Annotated in this window: 19 protein-coding genes; 8 read left to right on the forward strand and 11 right to left on the reverse strand. The window is 61.8% G+C overall.

Features of this window, described 5'->3' with window-relative positions; all coding sequences use genetic code 11:
* Positions 1–235 precede the first annotated feature (235 nt).
* Entirely contained in the window at positions 236–1,423 is a 1,188-nt protein-coding gene (locus AAF358_22585; protein MEM7708358.1) for a CaiB/BaiF CoA-transferase family protein, read from the reverse strand.
* Positions 1,424–1,504: 81 nt separating this feature from the next.
* Here AAF358_22585 and AAF358_22590 point away from each other — a divergent pair, with 81 nt between their 5' ends.
* The 3 genes from AAF358_22590 (at position 1,505) to AAF358_22600 (ending at position 3,535) form a co-directional block, all read left to right on the forward strand.
* Positions 1,505–2,446 (forward strand): hydroxymethylglutaryl-CoA lyase, encoded by a 942-nt coding sequence (locus AAF358_22590; protein ID MEM7708359.1) that lies wholly within the window; start codon positions 1,505–1,507, stop codon positions 2,444–2,446.
* Positions 2,439–3,002: a carboxymuconolactone decarboxylase family protein gene (locus tag AAF358_22595; protein MEM7708360.1), complete on the forward strand. Its 564-nt coding sequence runs from the start codon at positions 2,439–2,441 to the stop codon at positions 3,000–3,002. Before AAF358_22590 ends, AAF358_22595 begins: the two co-directional genes overlap by 8 nt.
* Before the next feature lie 92 nt (positions 3,003–3,094).
* Positions 3,095–3,535: a TerB family tellurite resistance protein gene (locus AAF358_22600; GenBank protein MEM7708361.1), complete on the forward strand. Its 441-nt coding sequence runs from the start codon at positions 3,095–3,097 to the stop codon at positions 3,533–3,535.
* A 10-nt stretch (positions 3,536–3,545) separates the two neighbouring features.
* Here the strand turns inward: AAF358_22600 and AAF358_22605 are convergent, their stop codons facing one another.
* Genes AAF358_22605 through AAF358_22640 form a run of 8 tightly spaced genes read right to left on the reverse strand, consistent with a single transcriptional unit; the run spans position 3,546 to position 11,003 of the window.
* Positions 3,546–4,145, reverse strand: a complete 600-nt coding sequence (locus AAF358_22605) for a glutathione S-transferase family protein (protein MEM7708362.1) — start codon at positions 4,143–4,145, stop codon at positions 3,546–3,548.
* Between the two features lie 10 nt (positions 4,146–4,155).
* Complete coding sequence (locus AAF358_22610; protein MEM7708363.1) at positions 4,156–5,016, reverse strand: hypothetical protein; 861 nt, start codon at positions 5,014–5,016, stop codon at positions 4,156–4,158.
* Positions 5,017–5,020: 4 nt separating this feature from the next.
* Positions 5,021–6,049 carry a TRAP transporter substrate-binding protein gene (locus AAF358_22615; GenBank protein ID MEM7708364.1) on the reverse strand — a complete coding sequence of 343 codons (1,029 nt, stop codon included), beginning with the start codon at positions 6,047–6,049 and terminating at the stop codon, positions 5,021–5,023.
* Positions 6,046–7,680, reverse strand: coding sequence for an alpha/beta fold hydrolase (locus AAF358_22620; protein ID MEM7708365.1), 1,635 nt, complete (start codon positions 7,678–7,680; stop codon positions 6,046–6,048). Before AAF358_22620 ends, AAF358_22615 begins: the two co-directional genes overlap by 4 nt.
* Positions 7,677–8,579, reverse strand: coding sequence for a hypothetical protein (locus AAF358_22625; protein ID MEM7708366.1), 903 nt, complete (start codon positions 8,577–8,579; stop codon positions 7,677–7,679). The genes AAF358_22620 and AAF358_22625 overlap by 4 nt, the downstream gene beginning before the upstream one ends.
* On the reverse strand, positions 8,573–9,625 hold the full coding sequence (locus AAF358_22630) for a nitrilase-related carbon-nitrogen hydrolase (protein MEM7708367.1): 1,053 nt from the start codon (positions 9,623–9,625) through the stop codon (positions 8,573–8,575). Before AAF358_22630 ends, AAF358_22625 begins: the two co-directional genes overlap by 7 nt.
* The gene (locus AAF358_22635) at positions 9,625–10,338 is read right to left on the reverse strand and encodes a DUF3108 domain-containing protein (protein MEM7708368.1); all 714 of its coding nucleotides are present in this window, start codon (positions 10,336–10,338) and stop codon (positions 9,625–9,627) included. The genes AAF358_22630 and AAF358_22635 overlap by 1 nt, the downstream gene beginning before the upstream one ends.
* A 2-nt stretch (positions 10,339–10,340) precedes the next feature.
* Positions 10,341–11,003, reverse strand: a complete 663-nt coding sequence (locus tag AAF358_22640) for a hypothetical protein (GenBank protein ID MEM7708369.1) — start codon at positions 11,001–11,003, stop codon at positions 10,341–10,343.
* 92 nt (positions 11,004–11,095) lie between these two features.
* Between AAF358_22640 and AAF358_22645 the strand changes: the two genes are divergently transcribed.
* Entirely contained in the window at positions 11,096–11,812 is a 717-nt protein-coding gene (locus tag AAF358_22645; GenBank protein ID MEM7708370.1) for a hypothetical protein, read from the forward strand.
* Positions 11,813–11,820: 8 nt separating this feature from the next.
* On the opposite strand, the gene AAF358_22650 is transcribed toward AAF358_22645, so the two are convergent.
* Positions 11,821–12,630, reverse strand: a complete 810-nt coding sequence (locus AAF358_22650) for a DUF5694 domain-containing protein (GenBank protein MEM7708371.1) — start codon at positions 12,628–12,630, stop codon at positions 11,821–11,823.
* 67 nt (positions 12,631–12,697) lie between these two features.
* The gene (locus AAF358_22655; protein MEM7708372.1) at positions 12,698–13,504 is read right to left on the reverse strand and encodes an alpha/beta hydrolase; all 807 of its coding nucleotides are present in this window, start codon (positions 13,502–13,504) and stop codon (positions 12,698–12,700) included.
* 181 nt (positions 13,505–13,685) lie between these two features.
* On the opposite strand from AAF358_22655, the gene AAF358_22660 reads away from it, so the two are divergent.
* The 4 genes from AAF358_22660 to AAF358_22675 all read left to right on the forward strand — a co-directional run bounded on the left by AAF358_22660 (position 13,686) and on the right by AAF358_22675 (position 20,449).
* Positions 13,686–15,926: a Calx-beta domain-containing protein gene (locus tag AAF358_22660; protein MEM7708373.1), complete on the forward strand. Its 2,241-nt coding sequence runs from the start codon at positions 13,686–13,688 to the stop codon at positions 15,924–15,926.
* Between the two features lie 152 nt (positions 15,927–16,078).
* Positions 16,079–18,106 carry a DUF3604 domain-containing protein gene (locus AAF358_22665; GenBank protein ID MEM7708374.1) on the forward strand — a complete coding sequence of 676 codons (2,028 nt, stop codon included), beginning with the start codon at positions 16,079–16,081 and terminating at the stop codon, positions 18,104–18,106.
* A gap of 71 nt (positions 18,107–18,177) precedes the next feature.
* Positions 18,178–19,260, forward strand: a complete 1,083-nt coding sequence (gene serC, locus AAF358_22670; GenBank protein ID MEM7708375.1) for a 3-phosphoserine/phosphohydroxythreonine transaminase — start codon at positions 18,178–18,180, stop codon at positions 19,258–19,260.
* Complete coding sequence (locus AAF358_22675; protein ID MEM7708376.1) at positions 19,253–20,449, forward strand: phosphoglycerate dehydrogenase; 1,197 nt, start codon at positions 19,253–19,255, stop codon at positions 20,447–20,449. The genes serC and AAF358_22675 overlap by 8 nt, the downstream gene beginning before the upstream one ends.
* The last annotated feature ends 59 nt before the right edge of the window (positions 20,450–20,508 follow it).

Genomic DNA, 20,508 nt, shown 5'->3' on the forward strand with positions numbered 1-20,508 from the left:
GGAGCCCCCTTGGGCACCAATAACCGCGTTGCATCGCTTGCCAAGGGCTACGGCCATTGCCGGCGCGATGCGCCTTATTCTTGGCGCCCAACGGGGCTCTGAAACGCAACAGACTTCTAACTCAGGACACTAGCCGCAACCGAACAAAATCGCTCGCTGGTCGAGTCGCTCATCGAGGAGATCGGTGCGTTTCTAGACTAGCGCCCTGGGCTGGTTACCGCGCGCTAAGGATCAATCAAGGCAGTTCGGCGACGCCAGCGTCCACCAGCGACTGGATGTCCTCAGCGGAATAACCCAATCCTTCCAGCACCGACCGACCATCTGCCCCCGGGTGAGGCACCGGCATGCGAACGCCCAGGCGCTGCTGCCCGAGCTGGATCGGCATTGCCGGCAGCTTCGTTTCGCCGCCGTCGGGCAAATCCAGGTCGAGTAATCCGCCCGAGGCGTTGAGATGCGGATCGTCGAACAGATCCTCCGGCTTGCCGATGGGCGCAAAAGGCACGCCACACTGGTCCAGCTCGTGCATCAACTCCGCCTTGTCCATCTCCATAAACCGCGCCTGAACTCGCGGGAGGATGACGTCGCGCTTACCCACCCGATTGCCGTTTTCCTTAAGCTCCGGGTCGTCCGCCAGGTCGTCCAGGCCAAAATGTCGAGTAAAGGTCTGCCACTGGCCATCGCTGACGACACCCACAAATACCTGATCGTCGCCTTGGCACTTGAAAACGTCATACACCGCCCAGGCTGAGACCCTTACGGGCATCGGCTGGGCCGGCTGGCCGGTCACCGCCATCTGCGCCATATGCTGGCCAACGAGGAATGCCGTCGTTTCAAACAGCGCACTGGTGACCTGTTGCCCTTGGCCGGTCGCCTGGCGCTGCTGCAGCGCCGCCAGCACGCCAATGGCTCCGAACATACCGCCGGTCACGTCGATCACCGACGCTCCGGCCCGCAGCGGTCGGCCGGGTGGCCCGGTCATGTAGGCCAGGCCGCCCATCATCTGCGTCACCTCATCCAGCGCCGTACGGTGTTCATACGGCCCGGCAAGAAAGCCGCGCGCTGAGCAGTAGATCAACCCGGGGTTTTCCGCCGAGAGGCTTTCGTAGTCAAACCCCAGCTTGTCCATCGCGCCGGGCCGAAAGTTCTCCAGCAAAACGTCAGCTTTCGTCGCCAGCGAGCGGGCGATCGCTTTTCCTTCGTCAGACTTGAGATTGAGGCACAGGCTTTGTTTGTTGCGGTTGTACATGGAGAAGTAGCCGGCCCCGGACCCTCGCAAACGCCGCGTCTTGTCCCCGCCGATCGGTTCGATTTTGATGACGTCAGCGCCGAGATCCGCCAGCATCAGCCCCACAACCGGACCCATGACCATGTGCGAGAACTCCACGACGGAGATGCCGGAGAGCGGCAGATTGGTGTCATTCATGGGCGGAATCCGGTTGGCTGAGGGATCGAGCAAATATGTTATATGATTATATCATTAGGACAAAAACGCGATGTCACTCCGATGCCCGAATCCTCTTCTACACCTCAGATTCTGATCAGCGAAGTTGGCCCCCGAGATGGCCTGCAGAGCGTTTCCGCCATTATGCCGCTTGAGGCTCGCAAAGCCTGGGTAGCAGCAGAGGCTGCAGCCGGAGTCCGGGAGATCGAGGTGGGATCATTTGTTCCGGCCAAGGTCATCCCCCAGATGGCCGGAACTGCCGAGCTCGTTGCCTACGCCCGTACCATCCCCGACCTGACCGTCGCAGCGCTTGTGCCAAACCTGCGCGGCGCCCAGGACGCCATCGAGGCCGGCGCCCACAAGATTTCGATTCCCTTTTCGGTCAGCGAAACGCACAGTCTGAAAAACGTTCGCCGAACACATGACCAGATGGTTGAGCAGGTTCGCGCGATTGCGGAGCTGGTCGCGCAGCAGCCGGAAGACCAGCGTCCACACTTTGAGGCGGGGCTCTCCACGGCTTTCGGCTGTACCCTGGAAGGGCCGGTGTCTGAAGATCTGGTTGTGCGCAGCGCAGAGCGATTGATCGAAGCCGGCTGCGCGGAAGTTGGACTCTCAGACACCACCGGCTACGCCAATCCGGCGCAGGTCCGGCGGCTGATCCGCAAGGTGCGAAGCGCCGTCGGTGACGACAAGCTGACAGGCGTGCACCTTCACAACACTCGAGGCGTGGGCCTGGCTAACGCGCTGGCGGCCCTCGATGAGGGCATCACGACGCTGGACAGCTCCCTTGGGGGTCTGGGCGGCTGTCCGTTTGCTCCCGGGGCCAGCGGCAACATCGTGACCGAAGACCTGGTTTTTATGCTCGAAGCGATGGGCTTTAACACCGGCATCGATATCCCGGCGCTCATGAAGGTCCGAGACGTCGTGCACAACGCATTGCCGGATGAACCGCTGTATGGATTTATCCCTGACGCCGGGCTGCCGCTAGGTTTCGCCCATGCCTGATACGCCGCTACGGCGGGTTAAGCCGGACCTGATGCCGGAGACGCTGCGCGCCAGCTGGGAAAAATCTCGCAACGTCCGCGGTGACGCCACCTTTATTGAGACCATGGCCAATGAACCGAGGCTTTTTGAGTGGTATCGGGATCAGTTTTATGGCCAGGTATTCCACGGCGGACGCGTACCCACCCGGCTTAAAGAGTTAGCCCGCTACCGTCTGTCGACCCGTCACGGCTGCCACTACTGCAATCAGGGCAATCGGCTCGACGCCCGGGCTGCCGGGCTCAACGATCAAGATCTGACCGCCATCGAAAACGATGAGCTGGACCATTTTTCCGGCCTTGACCGGGCGGTGTTGATGCTCGCCGATCAGATGCTGCTGACCGAACATCAGGGGCAGCTCAAAGGTCCGGTCTACGACTCGCTAAGTTCATTTCTTGACGACGGACAGATCATTGAGCTGGGTATGACCCTGGCGGTCCTGACCGGTATGGCCCGCTTTCTGTTTGTTTTTGACCTGGTGGAGAAAGAGGCCAACTGCCCGTTTCACCTGGGGGATTAAGCTTTTCACACTTTCCAAACCCTGCCGCAGGCCCTACCATTGCCAGCCTTGACGGCAATTCGCGCCCGCCGCGGAAAAATAAGGAGCAGTTCGTGAGCGTAGGAGACTTCAGCAGCATTCTGAAATTTTTCGGCGGCAGCCAGCCCAGCCCGGAGGAACAGGAAGTCCTGTTCAAAGAAGCGGCCATGATGGCGCTCGCCAGGGCCACCAGCGCTGATACCAACATCAAGCAGGTAGAGCTCGAGCACGTGCAGGACCTGCTCCGTGAAGCGACCGGCGACGAGTACAGCATTGGCGACATTCGAACCGCCGCCAAGTCGGAGGTGTTCGAGAGCCAGCCGCTGGAGAAATACCTGGCAGGCGTGGCCAAGAAGCTGGAAAACCACGACCGAATCAAGCTGATTCAGCTCGTCGGGCGTGTCATCCACGTCGACGACCGCGTCAGCCAGCTGGAAATCGACTACTTCAATCGCGTTGCGGCAGCGCTAAACGCCACGCCGGCAGATGTCCTCGGCCTGATTGCCGAGGACTAGTTCGGAGGGGTCAGGTTCGGGCCATCCCGCGGATGACCCCGGGCCTCGATCCGATGTTAGCCGCCCAGCGCTGGATGTTGGGCCAAGGTGGCAGCGAATCGGGTAAGCGAGCGGCCGACGTTGCGGCGGACGGATACGCGAGCAGGTCGGTCACCGTCAGCTCATCTCCCACCAGGTAGTCCCGAGCCGCCAGGTGCTCATCGAGCACCGCAAACAGGCGGCAGGCTGACTCGACGAAATAATCCACCGCCCGCGGGTCCTCCAGCGGGAATATCTCGCTGAACATAAACTGCCCGGCCAACGCGGGACTCAAGTCCGACGCGAGCATCCCGGCCCACTGATACATGTCCCGCCGTTCCGCCAGCGAATCCGGAATCAGCTTGCCGGCCTTTTCGCAAAGATAAAAAGCGATGGCCATGCTGCCGTAGACGGCCTCTCCCTCATCCAGCAGGAACGGCAGCTTGCCGAAGGGATTGAGCTTCAGCATTTCCGGGGTGCGGTGCTCTCCGGCAACTAGGTCTGCGGTTCGCGTTTCGTAGTCGAAACCGAGCTCTTCGAGCACCACCTGGGCTTTCTGCCCGTTGGCCGTCGGAACGGTATAAAGGATCATGGGTTAAGCCTCATTGGGTCACCAGCTCGAGCCATTCGCCGCTGGCTCCCACCACCTGCGCCGCCAAAGCGTCACTGCCCGGCAGCCCGACCGCCGCCGAACCCGGTGGCAGTTCGCTGACAGAAAAACCCATCGAGATTATCCCGGCCGGCACTCCAGCGACCGTCGGCCTCTCATCGGCAGTAGGCATCTGATCGATCTCAACCAGGTAGCCGGGCGCCAGCGGCAGCGCGCAGATCGGGTGCCGGGTCTCACGATCCAGATCAAAAGCAAGCGACAGGCCCTGTACCCGCGCGTCCACCAGCGGGGGGTCTGGCTCGAGCTGAAACTGCTTTCGGTACCACTGCTTCAAGGCATCGCCATCCTGTCCCGCGACAATACCGACAAAACAATGGCCAACACCACGCTCGAGGATCGGTAGATCAAAGCCTGGGATGGGGGCTTTGATCTGAGTGAGATACAGCAGCTCACCGCCCGGACCTTCAACCTGCATAGCGCGGATGTCCTTGGAAATCGACAGCTCAGCCGGCGGCCCAAGAATGCGGAACGGCGACTCCCCCAGCGACTCGGCTAGAGTGTCCACGTCGGCGACGGCAATTTCCGCAGCGTTCCAGCCCGGGTAGCGGAACGGCACATAGCCCGGCGCAGCCTCCACCTGCACAAAGCGCACAAAACCTGATTGTGCACCGCGAGGCAGCAGCTCCGCGCAGGGGGCGTCAGCCAGCGCCGGCGCGCTCCAGAGTTCGGCCAGTGATCCAGCTGACCCTTCCCATCGTCGCTCATACTCAAGAAATGTCTCATAGCAGGAGACCGCAGCGCCGAGGTCGGGAACGCCAACCGTGAACCCCGCAATGATCGGGAGGTGTGCCATGGGCCTAACCTCGCTCCCGGAAGGCCTGCTTGCCTTCCTGAATCAGGTTGTACACTTCCTGGGCCCGGCCGCCGATCTGCTCCAGCATCGCCTCGTGCGTCGCCAGGCCAACGGCTTTCCATTGCGCCATCTGCTCCGGACTGGGCTGGTGCATCGTGACCCCCAGCTCACCAAAGCCCTGCGCGATTCGGGCGATGTCTTCGCGAATGAGGCGACGCCCCTCAGCGGTTTCGTCCAGACTGCTCATGACCCGCGTTTGCCCCTCAGGACCCTGAGCCTCAAACCAGTCGAGGTTGGCCACGGTGAGGCCCGTGTCGAGCGCATGGCGGGTGAGATTGAAGTGTTTGGCCTCGCGGGAGATGCCGCCGATGGCAAACATGCCGATACCCCCCTGACCGCTGGCGATGAGCCCAGTTTGAAGCGACGGGATCACCTCAGAGAACGTCACCGGAATCAGGTCAGCGCCGATCGCCTCGCCAAAGATCCGCGAACCGAGCGCATTGGATGACCGCATGGACAGCCCCGCAGCATCCTCGGGAGTCAGGATCGGTTTGCGCGCATAGATATGAAACCAGCCAACCTCAGACCACTGGAGCAGCGCCAGCCGCTTATCCGCCAGCAGCTCGCGAAACACCTCGGTGAGGTATTCATCGAGCACATAGTCCGCTTCAGCCTGGGTCTCAAAAAGATAGGGCGCCAGCAGCACGCTGAGCTCCGGCACCACCGTTGCCAGCCCCTGGAGCGAGAACCCGCTGATCTGGATTCGGCCGCGACGAACGTTGGAGAGCGCCGTTTCCTCGCTGCCGATCTGGCCGGTAATAAACAGGTCCAGCTTCATGTCCGCCGGCATCTGGGCCTCGAAGCGCTCACCAAACCGCAGCCACATGTCGTGCCAGGGGGTATTGGGTACCGCCAGCGAAGAGACTCGTATAACCTGCGTGCGCTCAGCCGTGCTCGGCTCTGCGTCGTCCCCGCAGCCGCTTAGCAAAACGATCAGCGTGATATTGGCGACTAGCGTTGTTAACGGCTTCATCCATTCACCCTCAGCAGCTCAAGCGCCGCGTGTGCGTGTGCCGACGCCGCAGCGTTTAGGTCGGACACCGTTTGAAGTCGCGCAGCGGCGCTCGATTCCGGGCGCCCTTCGATACCGGTCGTCAACTTGGCCTCGCCCAGGAGACTCGAGAGCTCACTCTCGATCGCTGCCCGCCATAACCCGGTCGCATGCTCGCCGCAGCGGAGCGCGTCAAAGAGCTGCTGCTGAAGCGACTCGGGATCGGGCGGCCTCGTCGATCGGACCGCGCCGTTTGCGGTGTTGTCATACCAGGGAAAAAACAACTGAGCGTGACGCAGCTGTCGCCAGCGGCGAAGCAGGTGGGCTCCGCAGTCGTCCATCGGCAGGAGCGGCCACCATCGCGCCGCATCGAGTGGAACCCCGTCAGGACAAAGCGGTTGGTGCAGAGCAACCGGCACCGCCGGCGTCAGGTTCTGCATGTGAGCGGCGATCGCCGCCGCCCCGCCCAGGGCAACCAGACCCAGACAATGCTCATCCACAAACTGTTCATGGACTGCGCGCGCGATGGCCTCGAGATCATCAGCCGCCGCCTGCAGCGGGCCGGTCTCGCCATGAAACGGCAGATCGGGGAGCACCACTCGGTAGGCGTCGTCGCCGGCTTTTTGCAGCTCGGCGGCAAATTCAGCGGCGCTGTCTCCCGAGCCGCCCAGGTCGTGCAGCAGCAGGAGAGATCGATCGGCGTCTCCAAATTGACGAACACGCCATTGGCCGAACTCGTCGCCGACAAAGCTATCGACCCGGCACGGCGTGGGCTCGACAGCCTCCAGCGCCGGCCCTGCCGTCACCTGGTCAAAGATCTCCCGCACCCGCGCCCGCACCACCTCAGGATTCATGTCGATAGACTCGATGCTCACACCCTCGGGGACGCCGCTCAGGCGGTCTGCCGTGTTCTCCAGTGGGTCTCCGCGGCGGAACAGGATATGGCACGGTCGGGTGATCCGCTCCGCCACCGGGACCGCATCCCAGGAAAAGGCGGCGCCGTAGCCAATCTTGTAGTCTTCACCGGCGTAGAGGTAATCGTGAATATAGCCATCCCAAACCTCGGGCGGTGCCTGGTTAAGCGTCATGCGCGCGGCCGGACGCTGATCAAACCAGGGAAAGAAAATGGTCTGCTCGGCGATCTTGCCCCACAGTTGGATCAGGTGGCTGCCATCCCAGCGCGGTGGGTTGGGCTCAAAATATCCCGAGAGAATGTGCGCCTGCTCCAGCTGATTAAACGCCGGCACGCCGTCGAGCACCATGTGGGCGACCGCATCGGGATGTTGGTCGGCCAGCGCCATGGCAATCTGCGCACCGGTGTGCACACCCATCACCAGCGCCTGGCGGATCCCCAGTTCCTCCAGCACCCGCTGCAGGTTATCGGCAAAGTCCGCGATCCTGGGCTGGTCTTGCGGCAGGAGATCCGAGAGACCAAAACCCGGCGTGTCGGGCGCGACAACCAGGTATTTTGGCGCCAGCTCCTCCATCAGCGTCAGCTGCGTGGCGGAAGTCTGGGGCGACTGATGAAGCAGCAGCACCGGCGGGCCGCTGCCGGCGTAGCGCAGGTGATTGCGCCGACCGTCGATCTCAATGATCTGGCGGCGAATGCTCACTCAGCCGCCGGCGGATCTTCGACCAGCTCGACATATTCTCCGGCCGCCCCTTTTAGCACCACGCTCCGCCGACCGTTGTAGGGAGCGCCAGGGTTAGCGGCCGGAATGCCGAGCCAGCGTTCTCGATAGGGTGAAATGTCGTCCACCAGGAACGTCACCATCGCGATACCCCCAGGCATCCCTTCTGAGGTTGGCGAACGGCTCGCGGCCTCGTCGGGATAGTCGTCCAGCTCCAGCAGGAAGCGCTGCGACAAAGGCACAATCGTCAGCGGATACATGGTGTCGTCAGGCACACCCCAGGCGCGTGACAGTACGCTCACCTTATAGTCGTAAGGACCATTCACTGGCATCCCCAGCGTATCGCGATAAAACGTATCGATCGCGGTGCGATCGCGCGCGGCCAGTACCATGATGAACACCCGGTCCACCGGGCTTGTGGCCGGCAGCAGCCCGAAGCCCGAGTTGTCGGGCGTGATGCGCGTAAAGTAGAGCAGTTCGTTGCCGGGCCCGATGGCCTGCATGGCCTTGATGCGCTTCTGCTCGGTCAGAAAGTTTGGCTGGCCAATCACCTCAAAGTGAGGGCTCGCTTCGAGGCGGAGGTTGAGCGCATCCGGGTCCTCCACCAGGATTTCGATGGCGTTCCAACCTTCGGTCTTGAGCGGCTCGTAGTTGCCCTGGTCGGGCGTCTGGACAAATCGGAGATAGACCGGCTCATTGCTTTCAGGCTGGATGATCTCGAACGGGTTGTCGGCCACGTCCGGCGCGTTCCAGCTGGCTGCGAGCACGGCGCCCACCTCACCGCTCGCAACCTCCTGATAGTTGAGAGTGTCCTGGTAAATGTCAGCGACCTGATTCGGGTCGCTGACCATGACGGTAACCATCAGGATCGCTTTCAGCATGGCGTGATAATACCCCGCTCCAGAAGGCGGCCAATGGCGGCCGCCTGTTGATCGACAAAAAACTTCCGCTCCGGCACCTGATACCCGTCGGGCTGACTTAACCCGTTGGCCGCATGGATCGGCTCGCCGGCATAAATGTGCTCGAACAGCTCCAGCCGCTGGCGGGAAAGCAGATTCGGCATGCCGGGGCGGTTGCGGTAGCGGCGCAACGACGCCAGGTCGAGCGCCCCCGTCGCGGCGCAGGTTTCGCCGGTGCCGGCCTCGGCCATCACCGCGCCCTTGTAGTCCAGCACCTTCGACATGCCGTCGGTGGAGTTCACGGGAATCCCCGCCTGATAAAGACCGGCGCTGTTGGCCGAGACGACATAAGCGAGGTTCTCCATGGCCCGCGCCCGCTTGGCAATGTCTTTTGGCGTCAGCATTGGGCTCCCCATTTCGCTGGTGGAATGGGTCAAGACCTCGGCTCCGCGGAGCGCCAGCGCTCGACTGATCTCCGGATAAAGAATCTCTTCAGACGCCACGCAGGCGATTCGTCCGAGCACGGTGTCGGCCACCGGGAAGACGCCCTCAATGCCGTACCGGTCCAGGTAGGCGTCCCACACATCATGGGGCGTTGGCGCATACATCGAGATCAATCGACGATAGCGCAGCACCACGTCGCCGTTGTCGGCGATGAGAAAGCAGGTCTGAAAATAGATGTCCGAAAAGTGCGGGTCGACCTCATACGCGTTGCCAGCGATAAAAACCTGATTGTCCACCGCGACTTTGCCCAGCGCCTCGTACTCCGGGCCGTCGATCTCGATCGCCGCCAGCGCTTTCCAGGCGGGAATCGGTTCGCCCGCCGGATAGCAGGTGAGAAAGTACTCCGGCAAAACGATCAGCCGCACGTCGGGCCCGGTGAACAGCTTGGCAGCGCGGATCTGGACCGCAATGGCATCGATGGTTTCGAGCATGCGGGCGCGCGCCTGCTCGTGGGTCATGCCGTTTACCGCATGACAGGCGGTTTGCAGCGCAATGGCCTGATACGCGGGATGGTCGGTAGCCATCAGCGCTCGAGTTCAACCAGCTCGTAGAAGGTTTGCATGTAGCCACCGACGGCGCCGCGCACAAAGATGTAGTCGTCGTCCGCCGTGCACCACACCTCGTACGGGGGGTGCTCTTCCGGCAGGCCACCCTCAGCGGTGTCGGTGTACTGGAATTTGTGGCAATCGAACGTCCCGGCCGGCACTTCAATCGTTTCGTCACCGAGATACTCGAGCCCGAAGCCAACCTTAAACAGCAGCGGCCCGGTGGCGCCACGATGGTCTGGGGAGGTCAGCATCATGTTGGGGAAGTATTGCTTCCTGGGACCTGACTGATCGAAGACCGCAAAACACATCCCGTCCGCTACGAGCGGATGGGTTCCCAGCCATGGCACGGGCTGATCCAGGTCCATCCGCTGGCTCAATCTGCCGTCACGCTGGTTGTAGGACTCACACTCGGCCACCCTGTCGGTGAAGCGGAACCAGGCGGTGCCTTCAAACTTGTCAGCGATTGTCAGCCGATTAAAGCAGTCGACGGGCCTCCAGTTCTTGTCCCAGCTGACAGTCACATCACGGAGCACCGAAGGGGCGTCGTCGATTTCGCAGTGAGCCCGCAGCGTGCGCGCACCGTCGCCGTGGACGGTGACAATAAAACTCTCCCGGCCGCGTTCATGGCCCATGCGCTCCGGCTTGGTGCTGGTGTAAAGGAGTTTTCCGCGAATCGTTCGATGGTCCATAGTTAAGTTCCGATGATGTGTAAGCCAAGCATGGCGTTGATCAAAAGCCCCACCCAGATCGTGACGACAAAAGGTTTCACCTTACGCAACGAGGCTTTGATGGTGGCGTTGACCTCGTCGTCAGGCCCGACGGTAACAAGCTTGCCGAAGGCAGGCCCAAACGGTTTCAGGTTGACCCGGATCAGCAGCCCCATGGTCATCAAACCCGCAAAGACGATCAGCTTCCAGGCAAACCAGTCGGCGCGGATCAGCTCACCACCCGCGAGCGTGTAGCCGGCCAATGCCAGCAGGGCGGTAATCACCAGGACCCTACCCCACCAGTCAACCTTCGTCAGAATGACGGCCTGACCGTGGCTGATATGCAGCTTGATCACGGTGGCCACCCAGAGGAGGCCGAAGATCCACAGCCCGACCACCGACACCATGGACATGTCAACGATGCCCAGCCGCCAGGCGATGTGAAATCCCACCGGCAACGACAGCGCCATGCAGATCCGGGGCGCCTGGTCGACAAACAGCATGATGTCCGCCGCCGTCCGGCGCGCCTCGACGCTCCGCGAGTCGTCGGCGATGTATTTGCTGGAATAGAAGACGCCCAGGTCGCCGCCCAGCCAGTACACAAACAGCAGCAGATGAAAGAGCTTTAGCAGCAGGATTTCGGACATCGCGTAGGATCCGAGGGAGAGAGGCGGAATTGTACTAAAAGTATAACTTTAGTACAGTTTCGTCTCCCTTCGAAAACCGGCATCGACGACCTTTGGACTGGCTGACCCCCGAGATTGCAGCCCTCTCCGCGACCGCGGTGACCATCGCGTTTGTCCATACTCTGCTGGGACCCGATCACTACCTCCCTTTTGTCGCCCTCAGCAAAGCGCGCGGCTGGACCGTTAAAAAAACGCTGGCGATTACGGCTGGCTGCGGCCTGGGTCATGCAGCCGGTTCGGTGGCGCTGGGTTTTATCGGCATCGCGCTGGGCACAGCCCTCAGCACCATGACCGGCATTGAAAGCTGGCGCGGCGATCTGGCGGCCTGGGGACTCACCGCGTTCGGCGTTGTGTATCTGGCAATCAGCCTAAAACGGCCGGCCAGGAAGCAGCGCCACAGTCACCCTCACGTACATGCCGACGGCACCGTGCATCAGCATGCCCACGATCATCATGGCGTTCACGTCCATGCTCATGAAGAGGCCAGGAGCAGCAACGTGTCCTGGGCGATCTTTATTGTGTTTGTGCTGGGGCCTTGCGAAGCGTTAATCCCGCTGTTGATGGTGCCGGCGAGTCAGAGCGACATGGCTGGAGTGTGGCTGGTCACCGGGCTGTTCGTCTCGGTTACGCTCGTAACGATGCTGGCTGCCGTGGCGCTGTCGCTGGTTGGCCTGAAACAGGTCAGGCTCCCCGCCATCCAGCGCTATGGCGGCGTGGTGGCCGGCGCTGCTATCTGCTGCTGTGGTCTGGCGATGCTGGCCGGACTTTAGCGGGCCGCTTATAACAGCGGCATCACGTCGATCGGCTGTCGATCAGGGTCGTCTGCCAGAAGACCGCGCAAGATCGCAATATGCCCCTGACCGCCGATAACCACCACCCTTGACCCCGGCGTCGCGTGCCGCTGCACGTTGGCGTACATCCGGAAGTTTCGATGCCACCAGCTGGCTGCCGCATCCGCGCCGACAAAATCCTCTCCCGCACCTAGGTGGTTAGTCAGGAGATAGAACGATCGATTCCGCTGATCCTCCGCGGGGCTATTGTGGTCGTGCAGCAGTTCCGCCAATGGCAAGGTCGCCTGCTTTCGGTTGGTTTCCTCGGTGATTTCCGCAATGAGTGCGTCGAGCCTGGCCTTGGTCTCCGGATCAGATTCAATGCGCTTAAAGAGTTCTTCAGCTTCCCAGCCCACCTCGCGCTCATCGAAGGGGTGCACCTCTTTGAGGTTCGCCAGCGCCGCGACGCGAAATCCCAGCTGATAGATTTCGTTGTGTGTGAGCTCAAAACTTCCGGCGCGATAGCCCTCGTACTCAGCCTGCATCTCCTGCTGCATGGCCGGATCGTACTCAAGCAGCACGCTCGTCGGCTTGAGCGCCGCGATCCGCTGGCTCAGCGCCTGAAGATAAGCCTGATTTTCGTCCGTCATCACGTCTAGGACATCGGTCTTGACCACGTCCTGGCCAGGATTATGGAAATGGAACAGGCCGATGAGCAGCACCTGTGCGGGCGGCTCATCAGCGGCCAGAGCGGGCGATGCGAGCGCCAGCAGGGTGGTCAGTGTCGTGCAGCGCAGAAGAAAACCCTTTCCGATCATCGTTGAAGCTCCGGCCGTTGCTGTACGGATCGTCGCGCTGCGACACCGCCACGTCTACGGTCTAAAGTCACACAGGCGCTGCGCTTCGAACGTAGGCCGCGACCGCCTCAACCCACTCGTGAGGGCGCTGATCCACGATGTCGATAGCGCCGCCCTCGATAGCGACAAAATCGAAGTCCGGGCGCAGCTCGTGGGACCATTTGGCGTGCTCGTAGATCTGATCGCCGGTGTTGGTCAGGATCAGCGTAGGGTGCGTGATTTGGCTGAGCGTTCTCGCGTGGTCGTAGGCAAAAGCGGCGTTGTGCCCGTACCAAAACGGGCCGAAGCCCTGCAGTTGTTCAACGACGTATCGGGTCACCAGGGCGGGATCGGTGCCCTCTCCGGCCCACTGGTAGCGGTTGGCGTAAAGGCTCGACAGATGGCTGCCGTCCACGTGGTGCTCAAAGCCCTTTTCGTTGTCTTCCACCATGTTGATGAACGCCTGCCGCTCATCATGCTTCAGCGGAACCGGGCCGTTGAGAATCAGGCGCTGCACCCGATCAGGAAACTGCAGCGCCACCTCGGTCACGATCAGCGCCCCCGTGTGGTGACCGAGCAGGACGGCCTGATCGATGCTCAGCTGATCGAGCACCGGCGGCACGGCCTGAGCATAGTCAGAAACCGAGGGCACAAAGTCCGGCGCGTCGGACAGACCGAAACCCGGTGTGTCGATGCCCACCGCTCTTAGCCCCTGATCCCGGAGCAGCGGATAGACCGTGTCGAACTGCCGCAGCGTCATCGGTGCCTGATGGCACAAGATCAGGGGCGGACCATCACCCTGGGTATCCATAAAGTGAACCTGGCCAAATGGTCCGTCCGCGTAGCCTCGTTTCATCGTTGAACCCCCTTACTGTCCGATTCTTAGCCCACGACCTGTTTCCGCCGGCTCGGCTGCCTACATCATAAGGCTCGTCAGAGGTTGCTCAAAAAGCCGTCGTCTTAAAGGTGGTGAGACGAATCTGCACCCGGCCGCGTCCCATGGCTCAACGAGAAGGGACTTACAGAGGCGAAAAATCATGGAATGTCTCAACACTTACGCAAAAAGACGATCGTTGCGGGCGCTGCGTTGGGCTTGTGGCCTGCTGCTGGTAGGTAGCTTTCAGCTTGCGCTGGCCGGCGTTGAGCCGGCGGTCAGCATCACCTCGGTTGATTTGACCGCGGACGAAGCCGGCCCTGATACCGCGACTTTCACGATAACGCGGTCGGTGGTAGCGCCACAGCAACTGATCGTCAATCTTGACATCACCGGCTCAGCAGCCAGGCTGACCGATTACCAGATCGACCGCATTCTTAGCGGCGCGCCCCTGGCGGTGGGTATTCCGGCCAACCAGGCCAGTGTAACGGTTACCATTACACCGATTGCCGACAACCAGGTTGAGGGGACGGAGGACGTAGTGGCAGCACTTCAGCCCGGAACCGGCTACCAGGTCGATAGTGTTGATGATGAGGTCACGCTGACCATTGCCGACGACGTGCCCGAAGTGAACCTTACCCTGATCGACGCGGCCATGGACGAGCAGGGCCAGGTGCCGGGCCGCTTTCGGGTTACGCGATCCCCCAACGGCAACACGCTCGCCTCGCTGACGGTCGATATCGATATCGCCGGCACGGCGACACGCAACGTGGACTACTCCATCACGGGGGTAATCGGCGGTAATCCGCTGGCGGTCAACATTCCGTCCAACCAGTTGGAGGTCATCGTAGTGCTGACGCCCCGGCTGGACTCGATGGTGGAAGGCACTGAAACGATTCAGGTGACACTGGTGCCCGACCCAACGAGCTATACAGTGGGTGCCGACACGCAGGCGGAGCTGACGCTGGCCGACTCAGTGCCCGAAGTGAATCTGAGCCTGGTAGAGGGCGCGATGGACGAAGCGGGACCGGTGACCGGGCGATTTCGCGTAACCCGGACCAACGCCGGCAATCCGACCGCGGCGCTGACGGTCAACATCGACATCACTGGCACTGCCCAGCGCAACGTCGACTACAATCTCGGGAGCATCTTTGCCGGCAGTCCGCTGGCCGTCCAGATCCCTGCCAACGTCAACGAGGCGGAGTTTGTTCTCACGCCGCGCCCGGACAATATCGTTGAAGGCGTGGAGGACGTCCAGATTACGCTCCAACCTGATCCGTCGCTCTACACTGTGGGCACTCAGACCCAGGCGGACCTTACGCTGGCCGACAGCGTGACCGAGGTCAACCTGAGCGTCGTCGACAGCTCGATGGATGAGGCCGGACTGGTCGCCGGTACGTATCGGGTGACCCGCACCAACGCCGGCAATATCAACCAGGCGATAACGGTCAACGTGGACGTCACCGGAACCGCCGCGATCAACACCGACTACCGCCCCATCAGTCTGTTTGCCGGCGCACCCTTTGCGGTGAATCTGGGTATCGGAGAAACCGAAGCGATCTTTACCTTCGAGCCTCGTGCCGACAACGTGCTTGAGGAAACCGAGACGATTGTTGTGACCCTGCAGCCGAACGCATCGACCTACACGGTCGGCTCCCAAACCCAGGCCGACTTTACGCTCGCGGACGATCCGGTGGTGGTGACCTTGACCCAGGAAGACGACACCCTGGCTGAACAGGACCTGGAGACCGGCAGCTTTCTGGTAACCCGGAGCAACAACGGCGACCTGACACGCTCTCTTCTGGTCAACCTGGAGGTCGGCGGAACCGCCACTCAAAACGTCGACTACCGCATTGAAGACGTCTTCGGCTCCTCACCCGCAACAACCACCATACCGGCCAACGAGCTGGAGGCGCGAATTGTTCTCACGCCCATCGCCGACCAGCCAGACAACGAGCCGGATGAAAGCATCGAGCTGCGGCTGCTGGAGAGCACCAGCTATAGCGTGGGGACCACCGCTCCGCTGACCTTTACGCTGTTCGATCTGATCGACTTTCTGTTTGCCGACGGGTTTGAGCTGGCGCCTGTGCCCCAGTCTTGCAGTCTCAGCGAACTCTCGAAGTTAGTGCCGGAGCGTTTTGTCGACCAGGGCAGCAGCTTGCTGGACCTGGATACCGGGCTGAGCTGGTCGCGCTGCGGCCTGACCGGCCGCCAGGACCCGCTTGGCTCGGGCTGCCTGCCGGACAACCTAGCCGCCTGGCCGGCGCTGACCGACGGATTCTGGCTCCAGCGATTCAACGAAGGCTGGGTCGGCGACAACGAAGGCTTCAGCGACTGGCGCCAGGCGAGCGAGCGCGAGCTCAAGTCTTTGCCTATGGCGTGCGGCAACGCCCTGGTCCGCTGAGGTGGTCTCCGAAACCCGCTAGATCGGAGTTATGCCCGGGCGCCGAAGCCGTCGGCGTCCGGGCGGCGACCCAATCACCAATCCGCTGGGTAGCTGGAGAGCTTGGCTGGTAAAGTCTCCCCTTACGAGGTGAGAGACCCACGCTACGCATCATGACACCAGCGACCCTGCCCCTTCGTCTTTGGCTGTCCGCTGGCGCGACGCTGCTGCTGGCCGCCTGCGTCAGCCGAGTGGGCCCCGTCACCGAGACCGCAACCGATGACCTGGTCGTCTACAGCGAACAGCGTCAACCCTGTGCGCAGCGATCACCAACCAAACGGGCACTGTTCGGCGACCTGCACATCCACACGGCGTTTTCCTACGACGCCCGCCCACGCGGGACCGAGACCACGCCGGCGGACGCCTATCGATTCGCCAGAGGCGAGCCGCTGGGCATTCCGCCCTATGACGAGAACGGCAGGCCTGCAGCAACCCAGCAGCTCGACTATCCGCTGGACTTCGCCGCAGTCACCGACCACTCCGAGTTCTTTGGCGAGATGACGCGCTGTTACGATGCGGAGAGTGTCGTTTACGACCTGCCGACCTGCCGCCTGATTCGGCAGAACGAAAACGAGGGCATGTTTGCCATGTTTCGTGTCGTTGGCGCGACCGATCCGAAACACCTGCCGGACGTTTGCGGCGAGGACGGCGAGGCGTGCATCGAGCCGGCGAACGACCTCTGGCGACAGATTCAGGACATGGCGGAGGCCGCCTATGATCGGACATCAGCCTGCACCTTCACCACCTTTGTCGGCTACGAGCACACCGGCACACCCAACTCCAACAACATTCATCGGAACGTGCTGTTTCGAAACGCCGTAGTCCCGACCCGCGCGATTTCCTACATTGAGACGCCCAGCGACCGGCTGCTCTGGGATCAACTCAAAGAACAGTGCCTGGAGGGGCTCGACGGCTGCGACGTGCTGGCGATTCCGCACAACGCCAATCTCAGTTCTGGGGCGATGTTCCCCTCCTACATCAGCGGCTTCGAGTCCGTGGAATCCGCCCGCGCGATGGCAGAGCTGCGAAACGCGATGGAGCCGGTGATGGAGGTGTTTCAGCACAAAGGCAACTCGGAGTGTTTCAACGGGCTGCCCGATATCCTCGGCGCACCCGATGAGCTTTGCCAGACCGAGCAGGTCCTGGAGCTAAACCGTGAGGTTGATGTGTTTGGCGAGTACCGGATCGTCGATTTCTGCGAGGACGGCGAGGTCGGGACACGCGGGTTTCTCCGGGTCGGGTGCATCTCGAAGAACGATTTTTATCGAAGCGTGCTGCTGACCGGCCTGCAGGATGAGGCGGCTATCGGCATCAATTCCTACAAGCTCGGCGTCATCGCCTCGACCGATACCCACATGTCGCTGGCCGGCGATACGTCGGAAGAACACTGGAAAGGTCATCTGGTCAGCGAGGTGGACCTCGGCGGCCGGCTGCGGAACATCGAGACGTCCGCCACGAGCCTCGCGGGCAATCCCGGCGGTCTGGCGGGCGTCTGGAGCGTTGAGAACTCGCGCGACGCGATTTTCGACGCGCTGCGACGCCGCGAGGTGTTCGGCACCACGGGAACACGAATCGAGCCCCGGCTGTTCGGCGGCTGGGATTTGAGCAATGACGCCTGCGGGATGAACGACCGGGCGGCTCACGGCTACGCCGTGGGCACACCCATGGGCAGCGACCTGGCGCCCCGGCCGGCAGGTGCCGCGCCGAAGCTGCTCGCCAGCGCCGTTGCGGGCCCGGACGGCGCGCCGCTCCAAAAACTGCAGCTAATCAAAGGCTGGGTCGACGAGGCGGGTCGCTCGAACTACAGGATCTACCACCTCGCCGGGGCGCAGCATCCCTATCACAACGCGCCCGATCCGGCAGAGAGCAACGAGCAGAGCCATGGTGAGCAGGCGCTGTGCCGTGTATTTGAGGATCCCGACTTCGAGCCAGACCAGCCGGCGTATTACTACCTTCGCGCGGTCGAAATACCCACCCTGCGCTGGAGCTCGCACGCCTGCCTTGCCTTGGCGCCGGATCAGCGACCGAGGGAATGTGATAACGAGGCACCCAAAACGATCCAGGAGATGGCCTGGACCTCGCCCATCTGGTACCTCCCCGACAGCCAGGCCGCAACCCCTGATGCCGGAAGCCCCAAATAGCACTCGTCCAACGCCAAACCCGGTATTAAAATCTCCCGCTTTCGGGTCATAACCACAGGAAACCCCAACCCATGAATCGCGTTTTTAACTTCAGCGCCGGGCCGGCCGTTTTGCCGCTTGAGGTTCTCCAGCAGGCCGCGGAGGAAATGTGTGACTGGCAAGGCACCGGGATGTCGGTGATGGAAATGAGTCACCGCGGCCCGCAGTTCATTTCGATCTACGAGCGGGCGGTCGCTGATCTGCGCAAGCTGCTGAGCATCCCCGACGACTACGAGGTGCTTTTCCTGCAGGGTGGCGCAACGGCCCAGAACGCGCTGGTCCCGATGAACCTGCTGCGGGGCATGACAACCGCCGACTATGTGAATACCGGCGCCTGGTCCAGCAAGTCCATTCGGGAAGCCGGGAAGTTTTGCCAGGTAAACGTGGCCGCGAGCTCCGAGGCTCAGAGCTTCACCTGCATCCCAGACGTGGCGGACTGGCAGCTTGACCCCAAGGCTGCTTACGTCCACATCTGCGCCAACGAGACCATCGGCGGCGTGGAGTACCACTTTGTTCCGGACACCGGGGACGTCCCGCTGGCGGCCGATATGTCGTCCAACATCCTCTCACGACCGGTCGATGTGTCCCGCTTTGGCCTGATCTACGCCGGCGCTCAGAAAAACATTGGTCCCGCTGGAGTGACGATCATCATCGTTCGCAAAGACCTGCTTGGGCACGCGATGCCCAGCACGCCTTCAGTGCTTAACTACCAGCTGCAGGCCGAGAAAGACTCCATGCTCAACACCCCTACCAGCTACGGCATTTACGTTGCCGGGCTGGTTTTTCAGTGGATCGACCGGCAGGGCGGCCTGGCGGCGATGGAAACGCGAAATCGAGAAAAGGCGGCCATTCTCTATGACTACCTCGACCGCAGTGAATTCTTCAGCAGCCCCGTGGCGGTCAGCGACCGCTCGTTGATGAATGTGCCTTTTCGACTGCGGGACGAATCACTGAACCAAACATTTCTCGACGGTGCTCAGGAGCGGGATATGCTGCAGCTGAAGGGCCACCGATCCGTCGGCGGCATGCGGGCAAGTATCTACAACGCCATGCCGCTGGCCGGCGTCGAGGCCCTGGCGGCGTACATGGCAGATTTCGAACAGCAGCATGGGTGAGTCACCGACGCGCGCAGCGCCCTTCCGGGTACTCACGCTTAACAACATCTCCGTCCGGGGCCTCCAGCGCCTTCCTCGCGAGCGCTATGAGGTCGCGTCGGAGATCGGCAGCCCTGACGCCATTTTGGTGCGCTCCGCAAACATGCACGACCAGGAGATTGCGGCCAGCGTTCTGGCCGTTGGCAGAGCCGGCGCTGGGACCAACAATATTCCGATCGAAGAGCTATCAGGCCGAGGAATCCCGGTCTTTAACGCGCCGGGCGCTAACGCCAACGCGGTCAAAGAACTCGTTCTTGCCGGCATGCTTCTGGCCGCCCGCAATATCTGTCAGGCGTGGCGGTACACGCTGGCCCTGGACGGTGACGACAGCTCCCTCGCCAAAGAAGTGGAAGTTGGGAAGAAACGTTTTGTCGGCTATGAGCTGCCCGGGCGGACGCTGGGCGTGATCGGCTTAGGCGCCATCGGTGTTGAGGTTGCCAACGCGGCGCACCTGCTCGGGATGAAGGTGCTGGGGTTTGACCCCGCCATCACGGTTCAACGGGCCTGGCAGCTCTCCTCAGGCGTGGAGCAAGCGCTGTCGCTCGACGATCTGTTCACCCGAAGTGACCTGATCACCATCCACGTACCGCTACTGGAGGCAACCCGAAACCTGGTCAACGCCGGGCGATTGGCGCTCCTGCCCGAGGGGAGCGTGGTGCTCAATTTTGCCCGCGCGGGTATCGTTGATGACAAAGCCATGGTGGCGGCCCTGGACGCTGGCCAGCTAGGCGCCTACGTCTGCGACTTTCCCACGCGCGAGCTCAAAGATCATGCAAAAATTGTCACGCTGCCCCACCTCGGCGCGTCAACGGCGGAAGCCGAAGAAAACTGCGCGGTGATGGTGGCAAACACGCTGCGCGAGTTTCTCGAAGACGGCACCATCCGAAACTCAGTCAATTTCCCTCAGGCGGTACTCCCACGGACTCAGCCGGCGGTCCGCATGGCCATCGCCAATCGAAACGTCCCCAATATGGTGGGGCAGATTTCGAGCATTCTGGCGGAGGCCAACCTGAACATTGCCGACCTGCTCAATAAATCTCGCGGGGAGGTGGCATACACGCTACTGGACGTGGACGGTGACGTGGTGCCCAAATCGGTGGTCACGCAGCTCGAGCAGATTAGCGGCGTGCTGTCGGTACGGCTGCTTTAGGCGCTCCAGTAGCGCGTAGCCAGGCTAAGTCTCGAAGATGGGTGGCTGCTACCATAACG

The sequence above is a fragment of the Pseudomonadota bacterium genome (assembly GCA_039033415.1).
Classification (GTDB): domain Bacteria; phylum Pseudomonadota; class Gammaproteobacteria; order Xanthomonadales; family SZUA-38; genus JANQOZ01.

What these genes read in the sequence shown, in the direction of transcription:
- AAF358_22655 (MEM7708372.1), bottom strand. Translation starts at nt 13,504, where the DNA reads ATGAAACGAGGCTACGCGGACGGACCATTTGGCCAGGTTCACTTTATG.
- AAF358_22665 (MEM7708374.1), top strand. Translation starts at nt 16,079, where the DNA reads ATGACACCAGCGACCCTGCCCCTTCGTCTTTGGCTGTCCGCTGGCGCG.
- AAF358_22605 (MEM7708362.1), bottom strand. Translation starts at nt 4,145, where the DNA reads ATGATCCTTTATACCGTTCCGACGGCCAACGGGCAGAAAGCCCAGGTG.
- AAF358_22635 (MEM7708368.1), bottom strand. Translation starts at nt 10,338, where the DNA reads ATGGACCATCGAACGATTCGCGGAAAACTCCTTTACACCAGCACCAAG.
- AAF358_22610 (MEM7708363.1), bottom strand. Translation starts at nt 5,016, where the DNA reads ATGGCACACCTCCCGATCATTGCGGGGTTCACGGTTGGCGTTCCCGAC.
- AAF358_22660 (MEM7708373.1), top strand. Translation starts at nt 13,686, where the DNA reads ATGGAATGTCTCAACACTTACGCAAAAAGACGATCGTTGCGGGCGCTG.
- AAF358_22585 (MEM7708358.1), bottom strand. Translation starts at nt 1,423, where the DNA reads ATGAATGACACCAATCTGCCGCTCTCCGGCATCTCCGTCGTGGAGTTC.
- AAF358_22595 (MEM7708360.1), top strand. Translation starts at nt 2,439, where the DNA reads ATGCCTGATACGCCGCTACGGCGGGTTAAGCCGGACCTGATGCCGGAG.
- AAF358_22675 (MEM7708376.1), top strand. Translation starts at nt 19,253, where the DNA reads ATGGGTGAGTCACCGACGCGCGCAGCGCCCTTCCGGGTACTCACGCTT.
- serC (MEM7708375.1), top strand. Translation starts at nt 18,178, where the DNA reads ATGAATCGCGTTTTTAACTTCAGCGCCGGGCCGGCCGTTTTGCCGCTT.
- AAF358_22625 (MEM7708366.1), bottom strand. Translation starts at nt 8,579, where the DNA reads ATGCTGAAAGCGATCCTGATGGTTACCGTCATGGTCAGCGACCCGAAT.
- AAF358_22640 (MEM7708369.1), bottom strand. Translation starts at nt 11,003, where the DNA reads ATGTCCGAAATCCTGCTGCTAAAGCTCTTTCATCTGCTGCTGTTTGTG.
- AAF358_22615 (MEM7708364.1), bottom strand. Translation starts at nt 6,049, where the DNA reads ATGAAGCCGTTAACAACGCTAGTCGCCAATATCACGCTGATCGTTTTG.
- AAF358_22590 (MEM7708359.1), top strand. Translation starts at nt 1,505, where the DNA reads ATGCCCGAATCCTCTTCTACACCTCAGATTCTGATCAGCGAAGTTGGC.
- AAF358_22630 (MEM7708367.1), bottom strand. Translation starts at nt 9,625, where the DNA reads ATGGCTACCGACCATCCCGCGTATCAGGCCATTGCGCTGCAAACCGCC.
- AAF358_22650 (MEM7708371.1), bottom strand. Translation starts at nt 12,630, where the DNA reads ATGATCGGAAAGGGTTTTCTTCTGCGCTGCACGACACTGACCACCCTG.